At 44.6% G+C, this 26,713-nt stretch carries 25 protein-coding genes; 14 read left to right on the top strand and 11 right to left on the bottom strand.

Annotated features, from left to right (window positions below):
* Positions 1–81: 81 nt before the first annotated feature.
* The 5 genes from V202x_RS17205 to V202x_RS17185 form a co-directional block, all read right to left on the bottom strand.
* Complete coding sequence (locus V202x_RS17205; RefSeq protein ID WP_145177613.1) at positions 82–627, bottom strand: YcxB family protein; 546 nt, start codon at positions 625–627, stop codon at positions 82–84.
* A gap of 68 nt (positions 628–695) precedes the next feature.
* A complete protein-coding gene (locus tag V202x_RS17200) occupies positions 696–1,151 on the bottom strand; it encodes a hypothetical protein (RefSeq protein WP_145177610.1) in 456 nt (151 codons plus the stop codon).
* A 334-nt stretch (positions 1,152–1,485) separates the two neighbouring features.
* Complete coding sequence (locus V202x_RS17195) at positions 1,486–1,944, bottom strand: hypothetical protein (RefSeq protein WP_145177607.1); 459 nt, start codon at positions 1,942–1,944, stop codon at positions 1,486–1,488.
* A 502-nt stretch (positions 1,945–2,446) separates the two neighbouring features.
* Positions 2,447–2,710 carry a hypothetical protein gene (locus V202x_RS17190; protein ID WP_145177604.1) on the bottom strand — a complete coding sequence of 88 codons (264 nt, stop codon included), beginning with the start codon at positions 2,708–2,710 and terminating at the stop codon, positions 2,447–2,449.
* 344 nt (positions 2,711–3,054) lie between these two features.
* Complete coding sequence (locus tag V202x_RS17185; protein ID WP_145177601.1) at positions 3,055–4,101, bottom strand: hypothetical protein; 1,047 nt, start codon at positions 4,099–4,101, stop codon at positions 3,055–3,057.
* On the opposite strand from V202x_RS17185, the gene V202x_RS28060 reads away from it, so the two are divergent.
* Positions 4,082–4,810, top strand: coding sequence for a hypothetical protein (locus tag V202x_RS28060; RefSeq protein WP_145177598.1), 729 nt, complete (start codon positions 4,082–4,084; stop codon positions 4,808–4,810). The genes V202x_RS17185 and V202x_RS28060 overlap by 20 nt on opposite strands.
* Here V202x_RS28060 and V202x_RS17175 read toward each other — a convergent pair.
* Complete coding sequence (locus V202x_RS17175; RefSeq protein ID WP_145177595.1) at positions 4,787–5,713, bottom strand: YybH family protein; 927 nt, start codon at positions 5,711–5,713, stop codon at positions 4,787–4,789. The two genes, V202x_RS28060 and V202x_RS17175, sit on opposite strands and share 24 nt — an antisense overlap.
* Positions 5,714–6,196: 483 nt before the next feature.
* Here V202x_RS17175 and V202x_RS17170 point away from each other — a divergent pair, with 483 nt between their 5' ends.
* Positions 6,197–6,472, top strand: coding sequence for a hypothetical protein (locus tag V202x_RS17170; protein WP_145177592.1), 276 nt, complete (start codon positions 6,197–6,199; stop codon positions 6,470–6,472).
* A gap of 143 nt (positions 6,473–6,615) precedes the next feature.
* Here the strand turns inward: V202x_RS17170 and folD are convergent, their stop codons facing one another.
* Both folD and V202x_RS17160 read right to left on the bottom strand, forming a co-directional pair.
* Positions 6,616–7,473, bottom strand: coding sequence for a bifunctional methylenetetrahydrofolate dehydrogenase/methenyltetrahydrofolate cyclohydrolase FolD (folD, locus tag V202x_RS17165; protein WP_145177589.1), 858 nt, complete (start codon positions 7,471–7,473; stop codon positions 6,616–6,618).
* 69 nt (positions 7,474–7,542) lie between these two features.
* Entirely contained in the window at positions 7,543–8,034 is a 492-nt protein-coding gene (locus V202x_RS17160; RefSeq protein WP_145177586.1) for a phosphatidylglycerophosphatase A, read from the bottom strand.
* 321 nt (positions 8,035–8,355) lie between these two features.
* Here V202x_RS17160 and V202x_RS17155 point away from each other — a divergent pair, with 321 nt between their 5' ends.
* The 4 genes from V202x_RS17155 (at position 8,356) to V202x_RS17140 (ending at position 14,376) form a co-directional block, all read left to right on the top strand.
* Positions 8,356–10,077 (top strand): NADPH-dependent assimilatory sulfite reductase hemoprotein subunit, encoded by a 1,722-nt coding sequence (locus tag V202x_RS17155; protein ID WP_145177583.1) that lies wholly within the window; start codon positions 8,356–8,358, stop codon positions 10,075–10,077.
* 394 nt (positions 10,078–10,471) lie between these two features.
* Positions 10,472–11,989, top strand: a complete 1,518-nt coding sequence (locus V202x_RS17150; RefSeq protein ID WP_145177580.1) for a 2-isopropylmalate synthase — start codon at positions 10,472–10,474, stop codon at positions 11,987–11,989.
* Between the two features lie 36 nt (positions 11,990–12,025).
* The gene (locus V202x_RS17145) at positions 12,026–12,469 is read left to right on the top strand and encodes a hypothetical protein (RefSeq protein WP_145177577.1); all 444 of its coding nucleotides are present in this window, start codon (positions 12,026–12,028) and stop codon (positions 12,467–12,469) included.
* A gap of 146 nt (positions 12,470–12,615) precedes the next feature.
* A complete protein-coding gene (locus V202x_RS17140; protein WP_145177574.1) occupies positions 12,616–14,376 on the top strand; it encodes an ArnT family glycosyltransferase in 1,761 nt (586 codons plus the stop codon).
* 40 nt (positions 14,377–14,416) lie between these two features.
* Here V202x_RS17140 and V202x_RS17135 read toward each other — a convergent pair whose 3' ends face one another.
* Complete coding sequence (locus tag V202x_RS17135; protein WP_145177571.1) at positions 14,417–15,061, bottom strand: molybdenum cofactor guanylyltransferase; 645 nt, start codon at positions 15,059–15,061, stop codon at positions 14,417–14,419.
* A gap of 72 nt (positions 15,062–15,133) precedes the next feature.
* Here V202x_RS17135 and V202x_RS17130 point away from each other — a divergent pair, with 72 nt between their 5' ends.
* From V202x_RS17130 to V202x_RS17100, 7 genes are all read left to right on the top strand, one after another.
* Positions 15,134–15,565 carry a YkgJ family cysteine cluster protein gene (locus V202x_RS17130; RefSeq protein WP_145177568.1) on the top strand — a complete coding sequence of 144 codons (432 nt, stop codon included), beginning with the start codon at positions 15,134–15,136 and terminating at the stop codon, positions 15,563–15,565.
* 628 nt (positions 15,566–16,193) lie between these two features.
* The gene (locus V202x_RS17125) at positions 16,194–16,643 is read left to right on the top strand and encodes an HU family DNA-binding protein (RefSeq protein ID WP_144984992.1); all 450 of its coding nucleotides are present in this window, start codon (positions 16,194–16,196) and stop codon (positions 16,641–16,643) included.
* Positions 16,644–17,091: 448 nt separating this feature from the next.
* Entirely contained in the window at positions 17,092–17,310 is a 219-nt protein-coding gene (locus V202x_RS17120) for a hypothetical protein (protein WP_144984989.1), read from the top strand.
* A gap of 342 nt (positions 17,311–17,652) precedes the next feature.
* Positions 17,653–18,591 carry a dihydroorotate dehydrogenase gene (locus tag V202x_RS17115; protein WP_145177565.1) on the top strand — a complete coding sequence of 313 codons (939 nt, stop codon included), beginning with the start codon at positions 17,653–17,655 and terminating at the stop codon, positions 18,589–18,591.
* An 81-nt stretch (positions 18,592–18,672) separates the two neighbouring features.
* Positions 18,673–19,653: a tryptophan--tRNA ligase gene (trpS, locus tag V202x_RS17110; RefSeq protein ID WP_145177563.1), complete on the top strand. Its 981-nt coding sequence runs from the start codon at positions 18,673–18,675 to the stop codon at positions 19,651–19,653.
* A complete protein-coding gene (locus V202x_RS17105; protein WP_145177559.1) occupies positions 19,607–20,320 on the top strand; it encodes an MFS transporter in 714 nt (237 codons plus the stop codon). The genes trpS and V202x_RS17105 overlap by 47 nt, the downstream gene beginning before the upstream one ends.
* Before the next feature lie 91 nt (positions 20,321–20,411).
* Positions 20,412–23,318, top strand: coding sequence for a PQQ-binding-like beta-propeller repeat protein (locus tag V202x_RS17100; protein ID WP_145177556.1), 2,907 nt, complete (start codon positions 20,412–20,414; stop codon positions 23,316–23,318).
* Positions 23,319–23,335: 17 nt separating this feature from the next.
* Here the strand turns inward: V202x_RS17100 and V202x_RS17095 are convergent, their stop codons facing one another.
* Positions 23,336–24,835 carry a sulfatase-like hydrolase/transferase gene (locus V202x_RS17095; RefSeq protein WP_145177552.1) on the bottom strand — a complete coding sequence of 500 codons (1,500 nt, stop codon included), beginning with the start codon at positions 24,833–24,835 and terminating at the stop codon, positions 23,336–23,338.
* 115 nt (positions 24,836–24,950) lie between these two features.
* Here V202x_RS17095 and V202x_RS17090 point away from each other — a divergent pair, with 115 nt between their 5' ends.
* Complete coding sequence (locus V202x_RS17090; RefSeq protein WP_197992934.1) at positions 24,951–25,910, top strand: endo alpha-1,4 polygalactosaminidase; 960 nt, start codon at positions 24,951–24,953, stop codon at positions 25,908–25,910.
* A gap of 6 nt (positions 25,911–25,916) precedes the next feature.
* Here the strand turns inward: V202x_RS17090 and V202x_RS17085 are convergent, their stop codons facing one another.
* Entirely contained in the window at positions 25,917–26,708 is a 792-nt protein-coding gene (locus tag V202x_RS17085) for a phosphoadenylyl-sulfate reductase (protein ID WP_145177545.1), read from the bottom strand.
* Between the last annotated feature and the right edge of the window lie 5 nt (positions 26,709–26,713).

Below are 26,713 nucleotides of genomic sequence, written 5' to 3'. Positions count from 1 at the left end.
AAATTCGTCCTGGCTGGCATCGCCGATGCATTTGTTTATTGTGTTGCACTCAATATGTGAGTTGACAAACTGCAGAATGGATTACGCGCGTTCGACCGTGACACCGGTTTGATCTACAATTGACTGCAGAAACGCATTGAATCTGTCATCTGTATCAAAAGCACGTTTCGGAACAATGAATGCCTCTAAGCTTGAAGTATACACGAATATGTGATCGTTGGAGACGACGATCCGCTGCACGGCAGACCAATTTCGAATCGTATTACCAGACGAGCTTGATTCACTGATTCCGGTGTCGTCAAACGAAATGGAGCAATTACTATAGAATTGGGAGTTCTGCCCTTCGATGACCATATCCTTGATGAGTTTGCGCGTGCCCCACTTGAAGGATTGCGAAACGAGAATTACAAACAGAATGGGCCCAAGAATGAGCGGCCAAATATCTAGAGCCATTCCCAGAATAGGCTTGTCTGTGGTGAGTAAGATCAATCCCGGCAAGCAAAGCAGCACGACAAACGTGATAACCAGACTTTTGGTCCTTTGTCTGCGTATAGTTGGAGATCGCTCGTTGTGGAATTGGTTGAATGCCACAAGATCATCGACAGTTAATTCGTATGACGCATTCACTTTTCGAGCCTCTGTAATATAACATCTAAATCCAACGGGCGCGATGGCGGCGTCTTGTTAGCTGTCTTTTAGTCAGCCCACACCGCATCTGCCGCATCCTCTTCGTTTATCACGTCGCATTCACCAGAATCACTGATGCTTTCAGCATGTTTAATTACCATTTGCACTAATTCCATTGGAACATCCCAAGCCTTTTCTCGTTTCCCAAACAATGCCCCAATTATCCCCATTGTTTTGGCTATACCGATATAGCACCTAAGCGGTGGCTCAAATGAACAGTTTGTTTGCACAATGAATTCATATCCAACATCATGCCATGTACCACAAAAGTACCAATTTGAATGTTCCCATTGATCTTCTGGTATTTGGTCCAAGTCTACGCTGACACCCTGGCTTTTTAGATGTTCAATGAGAGAATTGCAGACCTTCCGACCAGGTGGCGGATTATCTGGATTGTCACTTTCATAATCTGGATCGGTGTCGAACAACTGAGTCGTGTTAAAGAGTGCGCAGGTTTTGGACATTAGACAGCTATCCTATTATTCATTTGCCATTACTATATGACACTTACAAGGCATCAAAATGTGCAAAAATCGTCTATGTATTAAAATATAATGCCAAAAGAACTGATCCTGGTTTTAATAAGGATTACTGCAAGGTACGAAAATCGTACCAAATTGATAGGGCCAGTCAACAAGGAGCCTCTTCCTCTCGAATAACAGTCGAAGGTATATGTTCGGGAAATCACAGATTCCCGGTTCATTTGGGAGATTAGGCCAAGTGGCGCATAAAAAATATCCGGGTAATGTTTTGATAGTCCAGTGAGGACCAGAGCGTTCGTCAGCTTGGCAATCGCAGTCACTTTTTCGTGACTGGGTTCGTTAGATCGAGAAAATCCTTGGCCTTCAAATAGTATCCGACGCCTCCTCTACTACTGGTATAGCAAACCACGAAGAAGCTGCACTGGGCAAGTTGATCAGCATCAACGGAAAAGGCAACGGTGGTGATGCCTTTAGATTGACGATGATGGACGGGATTGGGTTGTAGCTTAGCGGAGACTAAATAGTTTCCTTGATGATCATCCATCCGGAGTTCTGCATAGGTAAACTTTTTCAGCAATCCTTCTTTCTTAAATTCGAGCCACACTTTGATGCCTGCATCACCATTCTCGCGAGCATGCATGGTGATACCATATTTTTCTTTAGCAGCTTCCTTCGTGAGCACTCCGACGTTGATCATCCCAAAACTCGGGCTGGTAGAGAACATAAAAACACAGATACTGAGCAAAACCGTCGATATGCAAGACACCCATTTCATGTTCTTCTCCCGTTTCCAGTTTAGTTATCGGACAACGATACAACTTGGTTACAGATGGTTTCTGCCTCTAACCTGTAGGCCTCTCTTTTTTGGGCTAACGCGTAGGCAGTGAATTGATGTAAATGACATTATAGTTGTTTGCTCAAATGAATAATACATGAATTCTACTTTTTACAATAGCTGAACTCAGCCCCCAGATAACATCAAGTCAGACCGCCCTGCCATTACTCCACTGCTCTTACAACACCTGATATATTTTCATCTCCGCGTTATCAGGAATATCAGATAGAATCGTTTCAGGCAGGCTTTGTATTGCCTGCATGGGGGGGATAGTTTGTTCTCTTCGCACTGTGGTACTTGTGGAAGGGAGTCTTGTGATGTGTTGTCTGGCTTTTCGTGTGTTACATTTGCTTTACGGTTGGAAGAAGGTTTGTGGTTTGAGTTGCGTCTATCATGGCGAATGGCGTAGGTTGGTCAAGTTTGACTTATGCGCCTTAATGTCTCAGGGTTGGTACTTTCGTGACCAGTGGATCGGTGATTTATGCTCTGGCAGGGTCAGATTGGGAACAAACAGCAGTGAAAATTGGGAACCGGTTTTGCTGATGATTTTTGAAAGCCTGCTCAAACGAGGGGGTTTTATAGTGATGGCATCTACAGGAGCAGAAATTTTCAGCATCCCGAATTTTTTCACTCGCGCGCGCGACGCAGAAGTGAGTAATTTCGTCAGGGGCGCAGCGGTGTCAAGTGGAAAATGTATGCTGAACATGGAGAACAATTTCTCACCTTGAAATGACTTATCACCTAAAAGGAGTTTGAATCTAGCGAGTTCCTGGATACCGTAATCAAGTGCTGCTCAAGTGGATGATGTGCAAGATGTTTAGCTCGTGAACAATGAAAATCAGCGTTTTAGATCGTACTTTTATTTCACAGACGCAGTTGGATTCCATGAAAACGATCTCATTCGTGATACCAGTCACACAGTTTTTTGAATGCGGCAATCGAGTCAATTCGTAAAAAAACGCCCTGTTTCCAGAGCGTTCTTTTTAGTTTTTGAATCATTTTATGAGATGCTCAAGATGAACTGCATTCCCGGTCGGAACTTTTGAATTCTTATGAGTTCGTCGCCGGTGGCGGTGCTGGTACATCTGGTTGCTGCTGCAGGTCTTTCAGATAATCATTGAGCAACTTATAGGTCTTTTGGAATTCAGGTTTCTTAGTTAGAACCTGATATTTGGAATCTGTCTGGATCTGTTGATAGTGCTTGATAACTGTTTCCAATTCCGCTTGAGTTGGAACTGCAGTCGTTGAATATACGCTCTCGGGCAGCGCCAGATAGGACTTCCAGGAGTCATCCAGTGTTTTTTCCAATTCCGTGTAGGCGGAAACCAGTTCATTTTTGAGAGTGTCATTCTGAATTTCCTGTTGTGCCAGTTTGGCTGTCTCCTGATCAATCCGCTGCATATTCCAGGTTTCAGAAACACCTTCACTGAAATAGATAATGACTTTTGACTGATCTTTCGTAAGACTGTCCAAGCCAGTTTCCATGGTAATGGCATCTTCTTCGCCAACCTTCCAGGCAACACGCTGATTCTTTTCATCGATGGCTCCCTGCAAAGGCAAGGTGATATCGCCCTCTTTTTTATAGTAGGTACCCGCGACGGCGCCATTTTTCCCGACAGCCAATTGAACGGTCACATCCACTTCCTCTATACCTTCCGGAAGGATGGCAAAGACGCCGACTGACATCCACTCATCTGCCTCATCAGGTGGTGGCACACTCTCTGCAATCTGATTTGCTTGTGCTTCATACTCTTCGACAGGAGCGACTTGAACGCCATCGTTATAGACATAACCATCACTGACTGTGTAGTTATAGACGACAGGTGTTGTCACCGCGCTATAACCGATCCAGGCTGCGACGCCTCCAAAAGTGGCCCATGCCCAGGGTCGATAACCATATCTGTAATAGTGATAGTATGGTCGATATCGATAGCCAGGACGGTATCCGTGCCAGTATCCGGGAGGATAATACGGTCTATTTCCATAACCGGGTCGGTTCCCCGGAGGACGATTGCCAGGAGGTCTGTTTCCTGGTGGTCGATTCCCCGGCGGTCTACCTGCCCCTGGTTTTCCTGGTTTGCCTCCGCCTGGTTTCAATCCGGGTTTTCCTGTACCTGGTCTGTTTCCGTTTCCAGGTCGCGTTCCTGGCCTGTTCCCCCCAGGACGATTTCCACCAGGGGTCAGTCCCGGTTTTCCACCTCCAGGTTTTGTGCCAGGACGTGTGCCGGGAGTCCCACCCGGTCGTGTTCCAGTTCCCGGTCTCAGGCCTGGGTTTCCACTTCCCGGTTTTGAACCAGGTCTACTAGTTCCAGGAATTCCCCCAGGTCGTGTTCCGCTCCCGGGTCGTAATCCCGGATTACTAGAGCCCGATCCGGGACGTGTTGAAGGTCGTGTACTCGGCCTAGAAGTACTGGGACGCCGATTCGAAAAATCGAGTGTCTTTCCCGGTTGTGAAGGTCTTGATGGTCGTGCTGAAGGTCGAGTTGATGGAGAAGGCCGTGATGGCATACTGGGACGGCTGCGTGAGGGTGTCCTACTGGGTCGGCTCATCGAAGGACTACGCGATGGTCGCGAAGGAACTGGCCGTGATCGCGCACCACCTCGAGACATGCCTCCTCGACTGCCTCCACGTCCGCCACCGCCTCGTCCGCCTCGTTGGGCAAAACAATCTAGCTCGCAAACAAATAACATCACCAGAGCGGCCAAAGCCAACGCACTAATCTGTTTCATCAATTCAACCTATTCGATCGTGATAAGAGAAGATCTATTTTTGAGCTATTTATTATGGAGCAATCGCAGGAGGTAGACGAACGACTTTCACCTGCTCGATATCAGGTTCATGTTCCTGACCCACAATTCTGTTTTTGGATTCCCAAAGAAAACTATCATCATTAATGATGGTATAAATATTTGTTGCAGAGGCGTGTCTGCCATCTTGAAGAACGCTGCTTTTACGTACGATCCATTGGTTACCCTTCTGTGACCAATAACCTTCCGCAACGCCTCCATCTGAGTCAAACGTCCAACTTTTGATTTGTTTTCGAATCGGATCCCAACCAACGCGCTGTGAACCGGAAAGCACAATGCGACCGTTTAAATTTACTTTAAATTTACGGATGATGAAATTTTTATTCTTACTCCAGATTGCTGAAGTATAAATGCTGGATGATTCATCCTTATCAACCCATTCACCGAGCATCCATTCCAAATGTTTTAAGTGCTCATAATTAGATGGCACTTCTACTGCTGACTCTCGAACTGATGTAAGTAACCACTTACCATCTTTTTTGACCCGAATCGCTGAGAAACGCCCCATGACTGGTTTTCCAGGTGGAGGAGGATCAACTTCAGAGGTTCCGTCAATCAAAACCACATCGGGTTGAATAAAGCGAATCGACTTAGCGTGAACCTGAACCTTACGGCCATAACTGTTATGGAAATATCGCTCGAACTCGCTCTTAATTGCCTCACGACCGGAATAAACCGTACCAGTTTCATCAATGTAGTCACCATCTTCATCCCACATAGTAGCGATCGCATCGGCATCGCGATGATTGAAAGCTTTGATAAACGCCTGACCTGCTGCCTGAATGGCTTTCAGATCGGCACTCGAATCACTGGATGATTGAGCTACAGAAGGGTCTTCGCAGAATGCATTAACGATACCTGTAATAAAGATGAGCAGCGCCAAAGTTACAGTCAATCTCATAATTTTGCCCCCGGAAGACAGATACACTTTTTAACTAAGTAAATCATGTAACTGCTGCAGGTTAACTAGAGTGGGAGCCTCCTTACACAATCTCCTCGAACACTCTTTTGTCCGCTCTACTCTTTCAAGATATGTCTGGATTTTGTGAAAGTCAACAAGAAGTAATAAAGACTGAAAAAATAGCGAAATAAACAAGCATTAGTAATCTGGGTATCTATTTTGCGAAATAACTGGACTGCTTCCAACCAAAATTCAGTAGAATTTAAGTCGCAAATCGTCTGTTTCTGAGGTTTTTGAAAAATTAACCAAATCTTTGGAATAAATCTCCCAGAAGGAGGCTCTTAATTTGTATAGGGGGGTCTTGTTTGATTATGGAGAACAGACCTGAAACAGGGTTTCCTTCAATGATTACTGAATCAAACCCGGTTTGTGAGATTCTCATTCTTACAAATCAGATATTCAATTAAGAAACGGAGAACAGAGATGAAATTACTGTCGACATTGGCAATGTTACTGGGAATCACATTATTCTTTGCTGGTTGCACAAAAACTGAAACAACTACTGAGCCAGCACCATCTGAAGTTCCTGCAGGTGACCCACCAGCTGAAGGTGAAATGCCAGCCGAAGGTGAAAAACCAGCTGAAGGTGAAAAACCGGCTGAAGGTGAAAAGAAAGACGAACCTAAGCCTGAAGAAGCTGCCAAATCAGAAGAAGCAAAGCCTGAAGAAGGTAAAAAAGACGAAAAGAAGCCTGAGTAATCTGCTTCTGCCATTTTTAAATTATGGCACATTACAAAGAAAGCTCTCCTGGAAAACCGGGAGAGTTTTTTTACTTCCGTTTTGCGAGTCAATCAAAATCAGCTTCTTTCAATTTCCTGGTTAATCTAGTGTCGATCAACCTCTTAAAGAATGCGGGCAGCTGTTAATGTATTTTTCAATAACATGGCAATCGTCATCGGCCCGACTCCTCCCGGAACGGGTGTAATCGCAGAAGCAATCTCTTTGACCGAATCAAACGCCACATCTCCAACGAGCTTTTCGTTAACACGATTGATCCCGACATCAATGACAACAGCGCCCGGCTTCACCATATCGGCAGTCACAAATTCAGGCTTACCGATGGCTGCGATGATGATATCTGCGGACTGTACAATCTCTTTTAAGTTTTGAGTTCTACTATGGCAGATCGTGACAGTCGCATCTGCCCCGAGACCACGCTGAATTAGCAGCATTGCCATTGGTTTGCCTACAATCTCGCTGCGACCTAAAATCACGGCATGTTTGCCAGCTGTCTCCATTTCAGTAGAAAGAATCATCTGCTGAATTCCGTACGGAGTACACGGCAGATATCGAGGACGTCCCTGAACAATCAGGCCTACATTTTCCGGATGAAAAGCATCGACATCTTTTAAGGGGTTGACCACATCCAGAATCGCCACTTCATCAATATGCTTTGGTAGGGGCAACTGGACTAAAATGCCATGCACACTTTGATCAGCGTTTAACTCCTGCACCAGCTTATGCAACTTATCTTGTGTCGTTTCTGCAGGTAATCGTTTCAGAGTACTTTGGATTCCTGCTTTCTCGCAGGCACGCTGTTTATTTCTGACATAAACGGCACTGGCTGGATCTTCTCCGACTAAAATAGCAGTCAAATGTGGAACGATTTGAGACTGCTCTTTGAACTGGGCTACTTCTTGAGCCACCTGTTCGCGAAATGTTATGGCCAGTTTTTTGCCATCAATAATTTCTGCTGACACTCTGCCAATTCCTTGAAAAATTTCAGATACCCTCAAAGTTGACCACAAGATAACGAATCGGTCAGAAATCTAAAACCACCCCAAAAGAATTAATGAGCCGTAAAGACAAATCGCCGCATAAATGGCGGCAACATAATCATCCGCCATAATTCCCCAACCACCATGAATTCGATCAAAAAAACGAACCGGCCAAGGTTTCCAGATGTCAAACAATCGGAACCAGAGAAACGCAATGATTGAAATCCATAGAAAATTCGCAGAGCTGGGCCAATAGACCACAGGTATCAACACTACAGTGAACGCAGCGATTTCATCGAAAACAATACATCCAGGATCGTCTAAACCCAGAATTTTTGCTCCTTGATTACAAACATAGACCCCAACCAAAAAAAGAACTACTGTCAGTATTAGATAGACAGGAAACGCCAGATTCCAATAGAGAATCCCCATAACTAACAAAGGGCCTAACAAACTGCCAAATGTGCCGGGAGCATGTGGCGCATAACCTATTCCCAGCCCTGTAGCTAGCAACAGAATGAATTGCTCTTTGATATTTCTCATAAATGATAATTACTAAACCAGCAATTTCTCTGCTGTGAGGTACCTAGAAAAAGTCACTATTCAAGATAATCTATCTCGTTTATACTTCATGGAAGCGTAGAGTTCTCTGATACAAATGAACAATCCACTTTTAAATAAGCGGTGTATTATATAGCCTGAAAAGTCTGAACGGTCCATTGCTTTCATTCATGGATCGTATCTGAATCGTCCGATATTGCCAATTGAATTCAAGTGAGACCTACCAAACCAGTCACTCAGAATCGCTTCCTGTGAAGTTTGAATCTGAATGCCGTTTCGACCACATCAACCAGGATTGAATATATGACATCTCCAGAAGGCCCTAAGCTTTCCAAACTGGAAGCTCTGAAAGATGGCAGCCACCAGCTTCGTGGAACCATTGCAGAAGAATTACAGAATGACAGTGATCAATTCACTGGTGATTCCACACAAATTTTGAAACATCACGGAACCTATCAACAGGATGATCGTGATTTGCGAAAAGCCAAAAACCCAGATGGAACGCGTAAAGGTAAGGCTTATAGTTGTATGATCCGAACCCGGGTTCCTGGTGGGAAAGTAACTGCAGAACAGTTCCTGGCCGAACTGGATCTTTGTGAACAGTATGGAGATGGTACCGTTCGCTTAACAACACGTCAGGGATTTCAACTGCATGGGGTTATCAAAGGTAACCTTCGAGCAGCCATCAAAGGGATCAATGCTTCCAAGCTGACCACTTTGGCTGCCTGTGGTGATGTCAACCGAAATGTCATGGCTTGCCCTGCTCCTTACAAGAATAATTCGGTTTTCGATGCCATGCAGGATATGGCGTATGCCATCGCGGAACACCTCAAACCCAAGACGACCTCTTATTTTGACTTATGGATTACAGACGAAGAGGGCAACAAAACCAACGAAGCAGAATTCCAACCCGTAGAAGAACCAATCTATGGTAAAGTCTACCTGCCTCGAAAATTCAAGATCGGTATTGCACTCCCTGAAGACAATTGTGTTGATATTTATACTCAAGACATCGGTCTATTAGGAATTGTAGAAAACGATCAAATCATTGGATACAACTTCTACGTTGGCGGTGGTATGGGAGTCACCCCCAGTAATAAAAAGACCTATGCCGCTCTCGCGAAGCCGCTTGGATTCGTTGAAAATGATCAGGTACTCGCGGTCGCCGAAGCAGTTGTCAAAGTTCAACGTGATTTTGGAAACCGTGAAGACCGAAAACAGGCTCGTATGAAATACCTGGTGAATAACTGGGGAATTGAGAAGTTTCGGGAAAAAGTAGCTGAATACCTGGGTGCCCCGATCACAGATCCTCGCTCAGTTGAAGTGACAGGGATAGATGATCACATGGGATGGCACGAACAGGGAGATGGCAAATTATTCCTGGGTGTGAATATTGAAAACGGTCGTATCAAGGATGCCGGTGACCTCAGAATTAAAACCGGCCTGCGAAAGATTCTGGAAACATACAAATTTGAAGCCCGAATCACTGCAAAACAGAGTGTCATATTCTGCGATATTGATCCTTCTGATCGAGACGCCATTGACGAAATACTTGTAGAGCACGGCATGAAAAAAGCGGATGAATTGACGCTGATTCGCCGATTCTCAATGGCTTGCCCTGCTTTACCAATGTGTGGTCTCTCAGTAACAGAATCAGAACGAGTAATGCCGGAACTGATTACAGAATTTGAAGAAGAACTGGCTCGCCAGGGACTTCAAGATGAGCGGATCTCTGTCAACATGACTGGTTGCCCCAACGGGTGTGCTCGCCCTTATATCCCTGATATCGGTCTGGTTGGGAAAGCGGTCGGAAAATACACCCTTTTTCTCGGAGGCAATTCTCTGGGGAACCGTCTGGCATTCATCTATGACGACTTAGTCCCCCTGGGTGAAATCACCAGCCGACTCTCTCCTGTACTTGAATATTTTAAGGAGGCACGTCAGGCAGGTGAATCGTTTGGAGATTTCTGCCACCGAGTTGGTAAGGAGTCTTTACAGGAAAAAGCAGGTTTGGCAGCGAAATAATCAACATCGCCTTTTAGGGATCATTAAGTCATTTTCACGAACCTTAATGAACCGTAGCTGTCGTACATTTTACTAAAATCGCCCCAGAACGGGTTGACCATCGTTATAAGAGCCTGTAGATTATCTGCATAAAGAGGCAGCGAATCTGTTAATATACATGTAAAATAAAGTAAATTGAGTCTGATGCAAATCCACAATCTACTAAGCCTGAGCCTACTATTAAACCTGCTTACCCAAGCCAGGTCCTAGGTTCTTTTGTACGATTGTTAATCAAAAACAACAAAACCCTGAGACCAGAATTGGCCTCAGGGTTTTTTATTTTACCTGCTGGTACTATTCTGGTCTCTCATTAGATCCCCTGACCGGGAGTGGAACTAAATAATGGAGCAAACCAATGTCCGATGACACCGTAATGATTTTCGACACCACCTTGCGAGATGGTGAACAGTCCCCTGGTTGCAGCATGACAACCTCTGAAAAGATGAAAGTGGCCGGGGAACTTGTGGAGCTGGGCGTCGATATCATTGAAGCAGGCTTTCCGATTGCCTCTCCAGGCGATTTCGAAGCGGTTCAAAAAATCGCCCAGGAATTTGGGAGCCAGACAACAATCTGCGCCCTGTCACGCTGCCGCAAAGATGACATTGATCGTGCCTGGGAATCGTTGAAAGAAGCCGAAAAGTCTCGGATCCACGTTTTTCTGGCGACTAGCTCAATCCATCGTGAGCATAAATTGAAAATGAATAAGGAACAAATCGTGGAAACGGCCGTGGAAATGGTTAAGCGGGCCCGCGATTATTGTGCTGATGTCGAATTCTCGCCGGAAGATGCCGCCCGCACTGAAAAAGACTTCCTCTGTGAAGTTGTTGAAAAGGCAATTGAAGCTGGCGCCACCACTGTCAATATTCCTGACACGGTCGGCTATGCGACCCCTGCACACTACCATGGGGTAATCACAACGCTCAAGCAAAACGTCCCCAATATTAATAAAGCGATCATCAGTACGCACTGTCATAATGATCTTGGATTGGCTGTTGCCAACAGCTTGTCAGCTGTCGAAGCTGGAGCAAGACAGATTGAGTGCACCGTCAACGGTCTCGGAGAGCGCGCAGGAAACTGTGCTCTGGAAGAAGTCGTTATGGCTTTAAAAACACGGTCTGATTACTATGGCTTACATACAAATATTAATACAAAGCGCTTGTATCCGATTAGCCACCTCGTTTCGACCGTGACTGGAATGACCGTGCAACGCAATAAGGCAATTGTGGGGAAGAACGCATTTGCCCATGAAGCAGGCATTCACCAGCATGGGGTGTTGCAAGAACGCACGACTTACGAAATCATGCATCCGGAAGATGTCGGCTACATCGGTACTAACCTTGTGCTGGGGAAACACAGCGGACGACATGCATTTCGTGACCGTATCCAGTCATTAGGACACAACCTCGATGATGAAACATTCCAGCGAATCTTTGATGAATTTATCGCGCTGGCTGACAAGAAAAAAGAGATCTATGATTCCGACATCATTGCCTTGATTGAGAACCAGGTAACTGATACGCCTGAAAAATGGAAAATCGCGCGGTTTCACACTTCTGCAGGAACAGGCACAATCGCTACGGCGACAATAGAACTGAGCGATGAGAATGAAAAGATCCACTGTGATGCCGCAACCGGTGATGGCCCTGTTGATGCGGTTTTCCGTGCACTGGAACGAATTTCAGGAACCTCAGGTGTATTGGAACAATACCATGTGGGAAGCGTTTCCAGCGGAAAAGACGCGCAAGGTGAGGTTCGAGTAGAAGTTCTGATTAACGGAAAGCTGTATACAGGCCGCGGTGTGAGCACAGACATCATCGAATCGAGTGCCAAAGCTTATTTACAAGCAATCAATAAGGCGGCAGCTAAGCAGTAAAATTGAGCGTTTTACATTTACCAATATGAGTCAGAAATGACATCTCACGATCCTGAATCACAACAACCGAGACTGGTCAAAGGCAGGACAATCGTCTTCAGCCTCTTGATTTTCGGACTGTTGATGTCAGGATCGTTGTATGTTTTCCAGGCTGTGAACTCGTTCAAATTTGCAGGGACTCAAAAAGCGCTAGATCTAAAATTTCCCAACTCAAAACCGCGTGTCGAAGGTGGACGACTCAAGGGAAAACAAGAAAATCCTGCTACGTTACGTATCACTATAGCGGTTTCTTTTAACCCCGACCAAAATGAAGATCGCCTTCAAAAAATGTCGGATCAAATACTGGAAATTGCAGCTGAGAATCTCAACCTCAACGAATATGAATTGGCAGAACTACATTTTTATCAAGCAATTCCCGAACAAAAAATTATAATGCGGGAAATCAAACGCGATCTCAAAACGTGGTTGGGTCAGCAATAACAATCTTCGTTTGTGCGAAGCAGCCTTTTCGGCTTGACTGAACTCTTCCATAGTAGAATCTCTTTCTTGTAATTCGCGATCAAGCTATTATCAAAAGGAGATTTTAAAATAAGCCCCACCTTTTTCGCGCTGAAGTCTGGACTGATATGCCAAATTTGAAGGATCAATTACAAACGAGTAAAGGATTCTGGTCTATCATCGGGTCGATGCTGTTGATTCAATTCGGTCTGGGACTGTTTACTGCTCATAAATTAACTGTCACCCACGATGAGTACTGGCATCTACCGGTTGGTTTCCTTTCATGGGAAACAGGGAAATTTGACTATGATCGCTTGAATCCCCCATTCATTCGCACTTGGTCGGCGATACCTCTCTTATTCACCTCTGCTAAAAGTGGCCAGCCTCCTTATTCTTCCGACCCTGCTGATTACGGTGATGCATTTCTCGAAGCAAACCCACAGAATTATCAACAGTACTACTTTCTTGGCCGGTGCATGATTCTGTTATTATCAGTCGCGACAGGTGTATTATTAGCGATCTGGGCTCGCGAACTCTATAGTCCCTCAGCCGCTTATCTGGCCGTGTTCCTGTGGTCAATGAGTCCTAATGTTTTAGCAAATGCGACTTTAGGAACTCAGGATCTCGCAATCACAGGATTCTTTCTGGCAACCGTTTATTGTGGCTGGAAATTTGCATTAAACGTCTCCTGGAAGTGGGCGCTCATAACGGGTGCCGTTCTTGGTTTGGCACAAATCACGAAATTTACGGCCATTCTCTTACCCCTTATTTTGATACTGCAGTGGTTTATCATCAGGTACAAAAATAAGACGCTAGAGAACAATCTCTCTAAGAGAAGCATTCTCGCAAAATGGGGAGGATTGATATTAAGCAGTTGGTTCATTTTAAACGCCGGCTATTTGTTTCAAGGGACATCCCAGCCAATTAGTGCTTACCAATTTCAGAGTTCAGAATTAAAAACGTTAAATCAACTCCCTCCGTTCATTCAAACAATACCTTTGCTGTTGCCTCGGGATTACTTAATGGGCTTTGATTTGCAGCGTTTTATTATGCAGCAATCACATCCGACCTATCTGAATACAGAATGGAAACTCGATGGTTTTCATAGCTATTACATCTGCGCCTTATTATACAAGCTGCCACATGCCGTTCAGTTCTTGCTACTATTGGCCGTTTATCAATGGTTCAAACAACGAAACCATAACGACGATATGTCTCTCAGAACTCTCGGAATGCTATTCACACCTGTGATTTTATTGACACTCATAGCCAGTTTTTCTAAAAATCAACTGGGCTTACGTTACATCCTTCCCGTTTTCCCGTTTCTATTTCTCTTTATTTGTCCATTGGCCAGGCATTTGGATTTCCATAAGCACAAGCTATATTCTTACCTGGTAATAGTCGCAGTCATCCCATTACCATTATCATTGCGCTATGCCCCCGATCATTTAGCCTATTTTAATGAACTATCAGGCGGCCCTGAAAACGGTGCCCAACACTTAATCGATTCCAACCTCGATTGGGGACAAGATCTATACCTTCTGAAACAATATGTTGATAACAATGCGCTCTATGACATCGGGTTAGCCTATTTTGGAACCGTTCCCCCATCATCTCAGGATATCAATTATCATTTACCTCCTGAATTACGACCAGCCCCCGGGCTTTATGCCATTAGCGCAAGTCTCATACAGGGTCGGCCCTACTCTGCCAGAAAACCAGATGGCAGCCGTCATAATATTGGCCTTGATATGTTAGGGTATTTTCGATTTTTCAAACCCAAAGCACAACTGGGATATTCGATCAACGTATATGAATTGACTCCGGAGGATGTGGCACGCTGGGAGATGGCGGTCATTCGTGCTAACCGTGGTTCCTACCCTCAATAATCGATTAGTTTAATTCTCATGACCAACCAAAAGATCTAACCTAAAAGGGTATTTTCGTTGAGTTAGCTAATCCAGTTTCCCTTAGAAGTTCGAAGTACTGCTCACGTGTATTAATATTCTGTAATCCTCGTAGCTCAGGATCAATTTCGCGCAGCACATCTGCTTTGAGAAAACATGCTTTCGCGCTCTCAGCCAAATCAATGGGCCGTCGCTGGTTTGAGTTCAATAAATGATAGATCTGCTCAATCAATGATGTCCGATAAACGGCAGCCAGCGGATGATACCATTTCCCTTCCTGAACCATAACCAGTTGATTCTCACCCAAGGCAGAAATGATCTTTGTGATGAACTTAACATCAATCAACGGTGTATCACAACCTGATACAAAAGCGGCATCACACCGATCTTTCAATGTAGCCAATCCGTGTGCAATCGCAGGTAGGGGGCCTGCTCCGGTTTCTTTATCAAAAATAACAGTGACCGATTCTGGCAACTCAGGTAATTTCTGTTTCTGCGAGGCAACAACAATTACTGGCGAGACAGTATCAGAAACGACCCTGACCACTCTTTGTAACATCAACTCATTTCCCATAGGAAGCCACGCTTTGGGATAATCCATGCGGGAACTTTCACCACCACAGAGAATCATTCCACCGACCTTTGTTTCTTTGCTAATATTTGACATATACCCACAAGTATCTTACAAAAAGAGATCTAAAACCACAGTTTAACACAACACAGAAAAGCGAATTGGAAAATGAGTGATCAGCATTCTGAACAAACTCCCTGGTATCGAGAAGGTCTGAATTTTACATGTACGCAATGTGGTAATTGTTGCACCGGTGCCCCTGGAGTTGTTTGGGTAGAAGACTCAGAAATTGAAGCCATTGCAGAACTAACGGGTAAATCCAAAGGCGAAGTATTGTTAATGCACACACGACTTTACGCAGGGAGGCGATCATTAACAGAATATGCGAATGGTGATTGTACATTCTTTGATCCAGAAAAGAGATGCTGTACTGTTTATGAAGCACGTCCCACACAATGTCGCACCTGGCCTTTCTGGAAATCAAATCTTGAAAGTGAAGAGAGCTGGAAATCACTTACACCAGAATGCCCTGGTGCAGGTAAAGGAGCTTTCATAAGCTTTGATGAAATTCAAAAACGTGCAGCACAAAGTGACTTATGAACTTTGAATTATTTTTCACTCATGCATCTCAGACGAAGCTAATCTTTAGCTTACGTGTGCTTAAGTCAAATCAGATTTCACCATGTTCTGAAAACACGTTACGGACTGTCGAATAAGTTAATTCACCATAAGTCACGAATGAGCGACAAATAATTTCCGTTAATTAAGTATCTATCTTTAAAGACTTTGTAACGCTGAAATCGTACTAAAGTGGCTCTCCACATCCCTTTTTACCAATTTCGTTTGAAGTTTGTAAAAAAAATCTTTGTGAGCTGAATTCAGTGTAAACGAAGGTGCAATCATTTACTTATAGAGCTTTTGTTCATAGAAAATCATTCTCTTATTCCCTTTATTTAAAATGACTTACAAGAATTCGTTTTAATTTTAAATGAAGTAGAGCATCTCAGACTGGGAATCACAAAAATTACTTTCCACTAGTGAAAAACTGTCTAAGAACCCTCTGATTGTTGTTGCCAGCCAAAGATCGGTCTTGACTTACTGTTCAATTGTGGGAAATAATCTATCGTGACACTAAGTCGTGTAACCCATTACAGTTGAGACGGCTCTGAATTGCCCAATGGAAGGGCGTAGCTGTCCGACGGCTTCTCAGAATTGGGAGAACCCAGTCGTGACGAAAAAAGAGATTGTCAAAGTGATTTCGGAAGAGATTGGTCTGACGCAACTCAAAACCAAAGAGATTGTGCAAAAAACGTTTGACGCCATTGTCGACACACTTGTGACCGACAAGCGCATTGAACTCCGCAATTTTGGCGTATTTGAAGTCAAAAAGCGGGCTGCGCGTAAGGCAAGAAATCCACGGACAGGAGAACGTGTCGACGTAGAAGAGAAATATGTCGTAACGTTTAAACCTGGAAAGGAAATGGAAAAACGAGTACGTGATCTGGAAGAAGAAGCAGCCAGACTGAAAGCCGCTGCTTCGCAACCTCAGGTGGGGAATCCTGCGGCGACATCTCAACCGCAACAATCACCACCGGCGGCTCAACAGTCTCCAGGTTCTCCACAAGTAGGTACCTACAATAACGGTTCTTATGCGTCGGGAACTCAACATACTCCTTAAGTCTGTTTTCTAAAGAGTTTAATGTTGAAAGAACTGGTATGAACTTTCTCATGACCGGTCTGTTTTGAATGTACGAAAACAGACCGGTTTTTTTATGAGTTGTCAATTAGAGAAAACTCTCTCAATATAATTAACAAATGGACCGTAATTTCACCGTTTATTGTCCGTAAATCCTGTTAAATAGGCCTGATAAGTAGATTCACCACAATAATTGGAATAATCCGCATTTTTTACCAAAGTCTCCTGGCCTGATTGTCGATAAAACGACCTAGAGAAGATTAAATGTGGCATTTATAATCCCACCTCTTCAAACTCCTCCTTATTACATTTCAGCACTTTAACACCTTCGATATTGGTTTGATGCCTTCTATTCAATGGTTTGAATTAAGGGATCTCTGCCTGGGATTCACACCAGCATATATGGAACAACCATATCATGGAGAAAAAAATGCGTAAGTTTTTATTGGCCAGCATGTTAGTCGCAATGTCCTTCACTCAGGTCGGATGTGTAGTTCCTATCTACTCTTCATCCAGAGATGATCGTGCTCGCCAATTAATCTTTCAATCAGAAAGTATGCGGCACATCCCCAAAATCTGGGAACGAATCTGGGGGCTGGATATGCCTGATGTAGCCACACCATATCGAACACATGGTGGAGTGATTTAAGCTAAGTTTGTCAAAGCATACATGGCTTTTCGATCATCCAATGGTTTCGCCTACGAAATTGAAAATCGCAATAGTAAATTGTGCTGAGCTGCCAAAAAATCTTTTCTGGCAGCTTTTGTGCGTTTAAGGTTTATGTTTTCAGTAGCGCTCTTACTGGCTCTCACTATCTAAGCACGCTAAGATAGTGTTCTGTGGGTCTTTAACGATCCCTTCACAGTCTAATAACGCAGTGCAATGATTTGATAACTGGCCTTAGTACTTGGCGGTTTGCAGGGCACTTATCCCGTAATCAACTTAAAAGGAACGATCATGTAGCCTCTGGCTGCACCGGATGAGACTCCGATGAACGCCCCTACCCAAACGGATCTATTATCAGTTACTCTGAACCGCCTGCATCTAAAAAATCCTATTCTGGTCGCATCGGGTACATTTGGCTATGCTCGAGAAATGGAACCATTCCTCGACTTCTCCCAACTCGGTGGAATTATTCCCAAGACAATTACGACAGAACCACGAATTGGAAACCCTCCACCACGGACCATTGAAACGAGTGCAGGACTATTAAATTCGATTGGTTTAGATAACGATGGAATCGATCTGTTTCTGGAAAAACATCTCAACTATCTCGCCTCGCTCGACACCTCGTTAATCGTCAACATAGCAGGCCGCACCATTGATGAGATGGCAGTGATGGCTGCACGACTTAATTCCTTTCAAGATCAGATTGCAGCATTGGAGTTAAATATCTCTTGCCCGAATGTCAGTGGGGGCGTTGATTTTGGCACACAACCAGATTTGACAGAGAAAATGCTCAAACAGGTCACTGAGAGCTGTCAGCTGCCCATCATTGCGAAATTGACTCCTAATGTAACCAGTGTCGTTGAAATTGCGCAGGCAGCCGCCTCAGGAGGTGCTGATGCTGTCTCTCTGATCAATACGGTTCAAGGAACCGCGATCGACTGGCGTCACAAAAAGCCCATTTTGGGAGGCGTGTTTGGTGGCCTCAGCGGTCCTGCCATTAAGCCAGTCGCTCTACGAATTGTCTGTCAGGTTTCTCGTGCATTAGACATTCCGATCATCGGTGTCGGGGGCATTGCCAACATTGACGATGTAATGGAGTTCATCGTCGCAGGTGCCTCCGCTGTTCAAATTGGTACAGCCAATTTTTATAACCCAGGTCTTGCAACACAATTGGTTGGAGAGCTGGAACAAGTTGTCCTTGAGGAAAAATGCACACGAGTGAGTGAACTTGTAGGATCTCTCGTGTATCCTGAAAGATAACCAACTTGCTAATTGTTTTACTCTTACAGTAACCCTGTTTTAATCAACAATTGATTACATAGCGAAAAAGAGAACTGACTCATGCGTGTGTTATCGGGAATTCAGCCAACAGGCCGCTTTCATTGGGGGAATTATTTCGGAGCGATCAAGCAATACATTGATCTGCAAGACAATGATCAGGCTTTTTATTTCATCGCAGATTTACACGCATTAACCACAATTCGAAATGCAGATCAGCTTCGACAGAACACACAGGAAGCTGCCATTGATCTTCTTGCCCTGGGTCTGGATCCCAAACGGGCCACACTGTTTCGACAATCAGATATTCCCGAGGTCACTAGTTTAACATGGATCTTGATGACAATCACTCAAATGAGCCTTTTGGAAAAATGTCATGCTTACAAAGATAAAAAAGCGAAAGGCATTGCCGCTGATGCAGGTTTATTTACGTATCCAGTTTTAATGGCAGCAGACATTTTACTGTACGACAGCGATCTGGTCCCCGTAGGCCAGGATCAAATCCAACATGTCGAAGTGACACGAGATCTGGCACAAAGGTTTAACACTTTGTTTCGTGAAACAATCACCATTCCAGAATCAAGAGTCCTGGATTCTTCAGCAAAAGTACCAGGTATCGATGGCGAAAAGATGTCAAAAAGTTATCGCAATGTCATTGAAATTTTTGAGCCCCCTAAAAAACAACGTAAAAAAGTGATGTCTATCAAAACAGACTCTGCAACTCTGGAAGATCCCAAAGACCCAGACAGTTGTTCGGTATTCGCTCTCTATAAATTGTTCGCAAATGAGAGTCAGCAGGCAGAGCTGGCAGCCCGCTATCGTGCAGGAGGCATGGGTTATGGCGACGCCAAACAGGCGGTTCATGAAGCGGCTCTCGAATACTTTAGGGAAGCAAGAGAAAGACGAGAACAACTTTCCGCAGACACCGACACAGTCAATGATATTCTCAGTGAAGGAGCGAGAACCGCCAGAGAAAAAGGCAAGGAAGTCCTGGAACGTGTTCAATCCGCCTGTGGTTTATCCACTACTCATTTCTCGCTATGAAATCGAAACTATGACGGATCAGTCAACAGAACCTCAACGCCAGCCGAATCAAAAAGCCAGCTTTATTCAATGGTTGATTATCGCAACGGTACTCATAACGGCCCTCTCTCTGTTGGCAGTCCATCTCCCTGAACGCCTCAAACTACTACTCGTCTATGCCGTAGTCTATGGATTAATTTCAGGTGGTGTTTTAACGACCTTGGCGATCAAGTTTGAACTCTCTGTTAAGAAGACATTGATTCTCGTTATTGTTTGTTTGACCATTTTGGGTCAATCACTCGTTCTGTACTTATCTCACCAACGCTATCGGGAAATGACACTAAAACGGTTCAAAGCAGATCAAACATCGTTTGCCATCGACCGCGTGATTGCAACCAGTGAACCACCTGAAGATCCTAAAGCACGAAAAGACTATGAGCAGGTATTAAAACAGATTCGAGAAGCAAAAACGGAACGGAGAAAAAGAGAAAAGGATCTACTCAAAATCTCATCCTACTTAAAACATCGGATTTCTGCCATCGCCAACCTGAAGGCCCCCTGGCCTCATCTCTTCTGGTTCATTGAACTGATTCTGTGTTGCCTGGCAGCCATCTGGGCCAGTCGGCAAGTTGTTCGATCTGACTCAAATAATACTTCTGCTGAAAAGAGTATTGAATCAAAGAGTTGAATGACGTCTCTACTCTTGTTAATTTGGTAGAGAGAACGATTCCCCCCCTCACCTTACCGAAATCATCATACCTTCCAAAAAGGTTCGGCTGATGCCAAATATCTTTTCATACCAAATGATCTTTACGCTGTTATTTCTTCATACGCTTCTTGGACCGACTCAAGCCAGCGACTGGCCCATGTGGCGTTTGAATGCGCAACGTTCTGCAAAAACAGAGCAAACGATTCCGGATACGCTACACGTCCATTGGGTACATCATTTACCGCAACTAGACCCCGCGTTCAAAAATGCTCGTCTACAATTTGATGCCGGATATGAACCCATCGTTAAAAATGGAATCCTCTTTTATGGTTCATCCGATACAAATTCAGTCACTGCCCTCGATGTCAAAACAGGCAAAGAACTCTGGCGATTTTATACTAACGGTCCTGTTCGCCTGGCTCCTGTAGCTTGGAAAGACTCTGTACTATTTGGCTCAGATGATGGCTATCTTTATTCACTGGCTGCTCAAACTGGCGCGCTACAGTGGAAATTTCAAGCGGTTCCTTCCAGCCGTCTGATTCTGGGTAATCGTAGACTCATCTCAGTCTGGCCTGTACGAGGTGGACCAGTGGTTGATGAAGACACCATTTATTTCGCAGCCGGTGTCTGGCCGTTTGAAGGCATATTTATTTATGCATTGAATGCAGAGACTGGGGAGCGCCGTTGGATCAATGATCGACTGGGATACATTTATGGACAACATCCTCACGCAGCAGAAGCCTTTGGTGGAGTGACTCCGCAGGGATACTTGCTCATTACAGGCGACGAATTGATCGTTCCCTGTGGCACTGCATTCCCAGCTCGCCTCAATAAACAAACCGGAGAACTCATTGAATTCCAACTCCCTAAAGCGGGGCGTAAACCAGGAGGCTGGTTCACGGCAGCAGGTAAGGCGGCGCGGCGTGGTGAAACCGAAGCCCCAAAATCAGATCTGTTATTTGATCGAGACGTTAATTCCGCGCGACATGAAAACGGGCAAAACTATGGCCCGGACGGAAAACGTGGGATACGTCAGCAGATTCAAGCAGGAGAAAAACAACTTACCTATCAAAAACAATATCCGGGAGTGACAGGAACAATTCATTCAATGCTGGTAGCGTCCAACCGATTATTGATTACCACGCTTGAAGGGAGTATCTACTGCTTAGGTTCTGAAAAAGTATCAACGCAAAAGCATGTCTCCCCCGCTTTGAATCGTCAAGAAACGACACAACCTCAAGCAACAGGTTCCCAATTGCCATCCGTCATTTCTAAACGAGTTGCTGGAGGGGGAAACGTGTTGCTGGCAGGGATACCTGACACAAAGCTGATTGAAGGGTTACTTACAGACAAATCTCTTTACATTGTTGCCTTGGAATCTGACCTGGATCAGGCCAAAACACTCCGACATACGTACTATAATCAAGGTTGGACCGCCTCTGAAATTTCTTTTATCGAAGGACCGCTGTCAGACTTTGAGATGCCAGCTTACTTTGCGCAGCTGATCATTGCTCAGGAGCCTCAGCACTCAGGCTTTGAATCATTTTTACAACTGGTAACAAATTTGTATCCCTCTCTTAGACCTTATGGAGGCAGTCTCCTGTTAAATTGCACGGAAGAGACTCATTCTAAATTAAAAGAGGAATTTCGAGACTTGTCCCAGGCACAAATTTCACGACACAGCGGATACACGGTCATCGAAAAAGCAGGTGCGATTCCCGGTTCAACGAATTATACCGGAGGCTGGTCGAGTCCAGATGAATTAGTGAAAGCACCTGTAGGTGTGCTCTGGTATGACGACAGCGTCGGAAATTTCAAACGAGCCCCCCAACCTATGTTTGTTGACGGTGTGATGATCTCACACTCTAAGTACTGGCAAGGTTATCCTGCTGGAATTCGTCCACCTTATAAATTACTTAAACCTCAATATTCTGATGTTTATACTGGTAGGACACTCAACGAAAAACAGGCGAAAACACTCGTTAAGGAATTGCCAACACGGGATCAAACGCAAAAACAACCCAGTCAGTACCGACCGCCTTACCAGAAAAATGACTGGAGCCCTGCACCTCCGGTAATCGGCGAACGTACGAACCCTTTAACCGGTCAGTCAGAACCGCGTGCGTTTCCCAAAAGCTACGGCTGTGATGGAGGTGTTGATTATAGTTATCTCTATACCATGCGATCCGGGACAGCCGCCTTTTATGACAAGCGTGTAGAAAGTGGTACCATACACATCAGCGGCCCCCGTTCCGGCTGCACGAACAGCATTGTTCCTGCCAACGGATTGTTGAACGTACCTTATTATTTTCAGGGATGTACCTGCAGTTATCCATTACCAGTTGGTCTTTCTTTAATTTCGATGCCCGAAGTGTATGAACAATGGATGGTTTGGGGCAAAAGTGAGGCAAAAGAAATTCGCCGAGTGGGTTTAAATTTTGGTGCTCCCGGCGATCGAAAAACAGATCGGGGAACTCTTTGGCTTGACGCCCCCAGTGTAGGAGGCCCTTCTCCCGAACTTGATCTTACAATAGAACCGAAGAATGTTACCCCCTTCTATCAGCATTCACTCTGGGTAGAAGGTGGGCGCGGCTGGCCCTGGGTGGGCGCATCTGGAATCAGTGGAGTTAAGAGCATCACCCTGAAAAACTTAAAACGCTCAAATTATACATTACGTCTCTATTTTGTAGAGCCTGAATTCTCCACAACAGAACAACGCATCTTCAGCGTTTCCCTAAATGGGAAGCCACTGATTAAAGATTTAGATATCTACCAGGAAACACAAGCCGGACACCATATTCATGTTCGCGAGTTCTCTCAAACTCCCCTTGCTGGCACGTTGAACTTAGCCTTCACAGCAACCAAGGGGAAACCCCTGATTTGCGGAGTGGAACTCGTCGAGAAGAATCTGCCACTTGACACATTAGTCAAGTTACCAACTCGTAAACAGAGACTCCTGACTAAAGTGAATCCTTAAAGTAAAGGAGTTTGTAACTAAAAATCACGAAACGGTCCACGTGGTTCCGCTTCGGCCATTTCTTTTTTCCAGTTAGCAAAGTAAGCTTTCATCTCTTTCAGCTTTTCAGGATGTGATTTTGAAAGATCATGTTTCTCCCCCACGTCCTGCGAAAGATTAAACAGACCATCTCCTTTAGCTGATTCTACCCACTTCCAGTTTCCCACCCGCGCTGCTTTATCAGCCCGGCGTTGCCAGTACATTTCCTTTCGAGGAGACTCTCCTTGTTCCATCAACGTCGGCAACATATCGTATCCATCAAAGACAATCTCTTCAGGTAATGGAATGTCTGCTTCCTTGAGGAATGTGGGCACTAATTCCAATGAGGTGAGTAATCCTTCATTGACTGTACCCGCCTTAATTTTTTTTGGGTATCGCACGATACAGGGAACCCGTATGCCCCCTTCGAACATCATCCCTTTTTTACCTTTAAGAGGTGAATTGTCTGATCCTCCCCCACCTCCATTATCAGAAAAGAAAACGACAATGGTATTATCTGCAATTTTGTATTCATCAAGCAAATCCAAAACTTCGCCAATGGCGGCATCCATGCAAGTAATAGAAGCGACATACTCCAAACGCCGTTTGCTAGCTGAAACCCCCTGCGCGATCACAGGCCCTTTGGAGCTCTCACGAAATTCGTAGCGTCCCGTCTTTTTTTTCGTAACGAGGCTGTCTTTCAAATGAGGATACATTTTTTTATATTTTTCCGGTGCCTGGGCACCACCACGAATACGAGGATCGAGGCTTGATGCTCCATGTGGTGCATTAAAAGGTAAATAAAGAAAGAATGGTTTTTGGTGGTTCTCTTTTAAAAATCGAACGGCATCGCGCTGAAAGAGATAGGTACAATATTCTCCTTTATCTTCTTCGGTAAGTTCATTATTTCTAAACATTGAGGGGACGCCATAACGTTCATGTGTGAAATAATCGATGCCAGTATTTGTGAACCCATAGAAATCATCAAATCCACGAGCTAAGGGAAGAAAGCGTTTATGTACTCCTAAGTCCCATTTACCGTAAATCCCGCTGACATAACCGGAGGCTTTCAATAATTGCGGCAGTAACTTCTCTCGTACATCCATGCCACCGATTCGCTCAAAGGTGACTTCATACTCTTCGGGCTTATATTTATGACCATAGTCAGGTGCTTCATTTCGAATCATGTCATAGATACCATTCCGTTGTGGATAACGTCCCGTCAATAAACTACCTCGACTAGGAGTACAGGCAGGCCAGGTCACATAGAAATTCGTAAGTCTGGCTCCTTCTTTGGCTAAACGATCCAAGTGGGGAGTGATCACTTCCTGGCTGCCAAAACAACCCAGGTCTTTATATCCTTGATCATCGCTGACAATCAGAACAATATTGGGAGGATTCTTTGCTGCTGCGAAACAGCTCGTTGAAACGATCCAGCTGATCAGGACGAAAGTCAAGATGCTGAAAATCGTCTGGTTATTAGTTTGGTCTCTATACATGGTTGATCTTCCAGTTGAAAATAAGAGAGTCTATAGCTTCTGTATGATTTTGATATCATTTAGAATAACAAAGGACTCGATGAAAACACAAACCACATCCAGAGGAACCGGCTTGATGAAAATATTTTCGTGTCTCTATTTTAGTATACTATTCAACTTAGCTCTGGCGACTTCTGCCCCACTTGTCAGCGCAGAAGAAAAGGTTTTTGTCCCAACCAGCTTTCAGCTCTACTATGGCAGCGATCCTAAAATCATGTCGCAGTTACAAGAGCAACTTAAAAAAGGACAAGTTGTTGTCATTGATCTGCGTGGGCTTAACCAAAATCAGATCACAACACTAATCGATCACGCCCACCAAGTGGGTGCCAAAGTGATCGCCTACATCAGTGTGGGTGAATTAGAATCTTTAGAAAAAACAAACTTTAAACAGTTTCTCAAGCAACACAAAAAACCAACTTTATTAGAGAAGATCTCCATAGGAAAAAATGAAATCTTTCAATCGTGTCATATTGACGTTAATAACAGCATGTGGCATAAGTACCTATTCAAAAAGATCGATCAGATTTACGATCAAAAAGTTGATGGACTATTCTTAGATACAATCGATACCGTAGATGTTTATATCAATCAACAAGAGTGGCCAGTTTCTCGTAGAGCAAAAAGTGTCAAGGCTATGATCGACTTGGTCCGGAAATTCAAAGAATCTTCACCGGATAAGTTTATCATGCAAAATCGTGGATTGAATCTGATTGGGAAATCTGTTTTTGTGGGTGAGGAAACTGGTATCCTAGTCCCAGGGCTTTATCTTAGTAAATCACATCCACATAATCCGGATGGTTTACTATGGGAATCAGCCTACACTCACACTGGCGACTGGATCGATGGGAAAGAACGAGAAATGATTCAGATTCAAAAAAACGGATTCACATCGGTCTTCACTCTGGGATATACAGATACCAAAGCAGATCGCAGACAATTCTTTCAGAAGAGTCAGGCTGCAGGATTTATCCCTGCCTGGGGAAGTTCCACCAAAACGTTACACAAAGAACTCACTCAGGGAATCACAACTAAGTAAAATTCGTTAGATCATAAAGTCCGTTTCGCGTCCCAGAATTCGATCTACCAAATGCTGTGATAATTCGATTGCGGGTGCGTGTTTCCCCGAGACATCAGTCGGGTTGATTCCGCAATACTGAGACCAGGGTCCCAAGTGCCGCCAACGTCCGGCACGATTCGGTTCGCTTTCCATTACGGGAGTTGTGCAACGATTACAACCAATGGTTGGATACCCTTGCTGATGTAGCGGGTTTGTAATCACTTGATTCTCTTCGAGGTAGGCCTGAAACTCTTCCTTGGATAAACTTGCGAGAATGTTCACACGCAAGCAGTTCATCGCAGGGTCGATTGCCAAAATAGGCACATTCGCGCGTTGGCCACCATCAGCGCGACGTAGACTTCCAATCAGAGCGTCATATTGATCTGCAACCTGCATTAAAGGTTGTGTCTTTCGCAAATCACAACACTGCTCCTGCCCTTCGACTGAAAGGTATAAAACCCCCAGCTCTTCAGTCTGTTGTGCCATTGTTTTTTCTGGTTCCAGAGTAACAATATCTAAATTGTATTCTTTCATCAGTCGATCACGGGTCTCCAATGTTTCCTGATATAAAACACCAGTATCTACAAACAGAATTGGTATCTCCGCTTTCATCTGACTCAACATATGCGCGACAACACACCCTGCACGCTGCATTGATGATAATGCTGCCAGACGCGAGCCAAACATTTCCTGTGCCCAATGGATCAGTTCAGCGGGAGTTCGTTCTTCAAATGCTTCGTTGAGATCTGCTAAATCGGCCTGAGTCAGACGTGCCATTCAAG

Origin of the sequence: Gimesia aquarii (genome assembly GCF_007748175.1) — a bacterium.
GTDB lineage: Bacteria > Planctomycetota > Planctomycetia > Planctomycetales > Planctomycetaceae > Gimesia > Gimesia aquarii_A.
The sequence above is the reverse complement of the archived record's forward strand: the minus strand, read 5'-3'. Positions and strand labels throughout refer to the sequence as shown.

Excerpts from the sequence above, each read along its gene's own strand:
- V202x_RS17120 (WP_144984989.1), top strand. The coding sequence starts at position 17,092 with ATGCGTAAGTTTTTATTGGCCAGCATGTTAGTCGCAATGTCCTTCACT.
- V202x_RS17190 (WP_145177604.1), bottom strand. The coding sequence starts at position 2,710 with ATGTTCAGCATACATTTTCCACTTGACACCGCTGCGCCCCTGACGAAA.
- V202x_RS17095 (WP_145177552.1), bottom strand. The coding sequence starts at position 24,835 with ATGTATAGAGACCAAACTAATAACCAGACGATTTTCAGCATCTTGACT.
- V202x_RS17175 (WP_145177595.1), bottom strand. The coding sequence starts at position 5,713 with ATGAGATTGACTGTAACTTTGGCGCTGCTCATCTTTATTACAGGTATC.
- V202x_RS17155 (WP_145177583.1), top strand. The coding sequence starts at position 8,356 with ATGACATCTCCAGAAGGCCCTAAGCTTTCCAAACTGGAAGCTCTGAAA.
- V202x_RS17200 (WP_145177610.1), bottom strand. The coding sequence starts at position 1,151 with ATGTCCAAAACCTGCGCACTCTTTAACACGACTCAGTTGTTCGACACC.
- trpS (WP_145177563.1), top strand. The coding sequence starts at position 18,673 with ATGCGTGTGTTATCGGGAATTCAGCCAACAGGCCGCTTTCATTGGGGG.
- V202x_RS17100 (WP_145177556.1), top strand. The coding sequence starts at position 20,412 with ATGCCAAATATCTTTTCATACCAAATGATCTTTACGCTGTTATTTCTT.
- V202x_RS17085 (WP_145177545.1), bottom strand. The coding sequence starts at position 26,708 with ATGGCACGTCTGACTCAGGCCGATTTAGCAGATCTCAACGAAGCATTT.
- V202x_RS17195 (WP_145177607.1), bottom strand. The coding sequence starts at position 1,944 with ATGAAATGGGTGTCTTGCATATCGACGGTTTTGCTCAGTATCTGTGTT.
- V202x_RS17135 (WP_145177571.1), bottom strand. The coding sequence starts at position 15,061 with ATGTCAAATATTAGCAAAGAAACAAAGGTCGGTGGAATGATTCTCTGT.
- V202x_RS17170 (WP_145177592.1), top strand. The coding sequence starts at position 6,197 with ATGAAATTACTGTCGACATTGGCAATGTTACTGGGAATCACATTATTC.
- V202x_RS17160 (WP_145177586.1), bottom strand. The coding sequence starts at position 8,034 with ATGAGAAATATCAAAGAGCAATTCATTCTGTTGCTAGCTACAGGGCTG.
- V202x_RS17090 (WP_197992934.1), top strand. The coding sequence starts at position 24,951 with ATGAAAATATTTTCGTGTCTCTATTTTAGTATACTATTCAACTTAGCT.
- V202x_RS17145 (WP_145177577.1), top strand. The coding sequence starts at position 12,026 with ATGACATCTCACGATCCTGAATCACAACAACCGAGACTGGTCAAAGGC.
- V202x_RS17130 (WP_145177568.1), top strand. The coding sequence starts at position 15,134 with ATGAGTGATCAGCATTCTGAACAAACTCCCTGGTATCGAGAAGGTCTG.
- V202x_RS17115 (WP_145177565.1), top strand. The coding sequence starts at position 17,653 with ATGAACGCCCCTACCCAAACGGATCTATTATCAGTTACTCTGAACCGC.
- V202x_RS17150 (WP_145177580.1), top strand. The coding sequence starts at position 10,472 with ATGTCCGATGACACCGTAATGATTTTCGACACCACCTTGCGAGATGGT.
- V202x_RS17140 (WP_145177574.1), top strand. The coding sequence starts at position 12,616 with ATGCCAAATTTGAAGGATCAATTACAAACGAGTAAAGGATTCTGGTCT.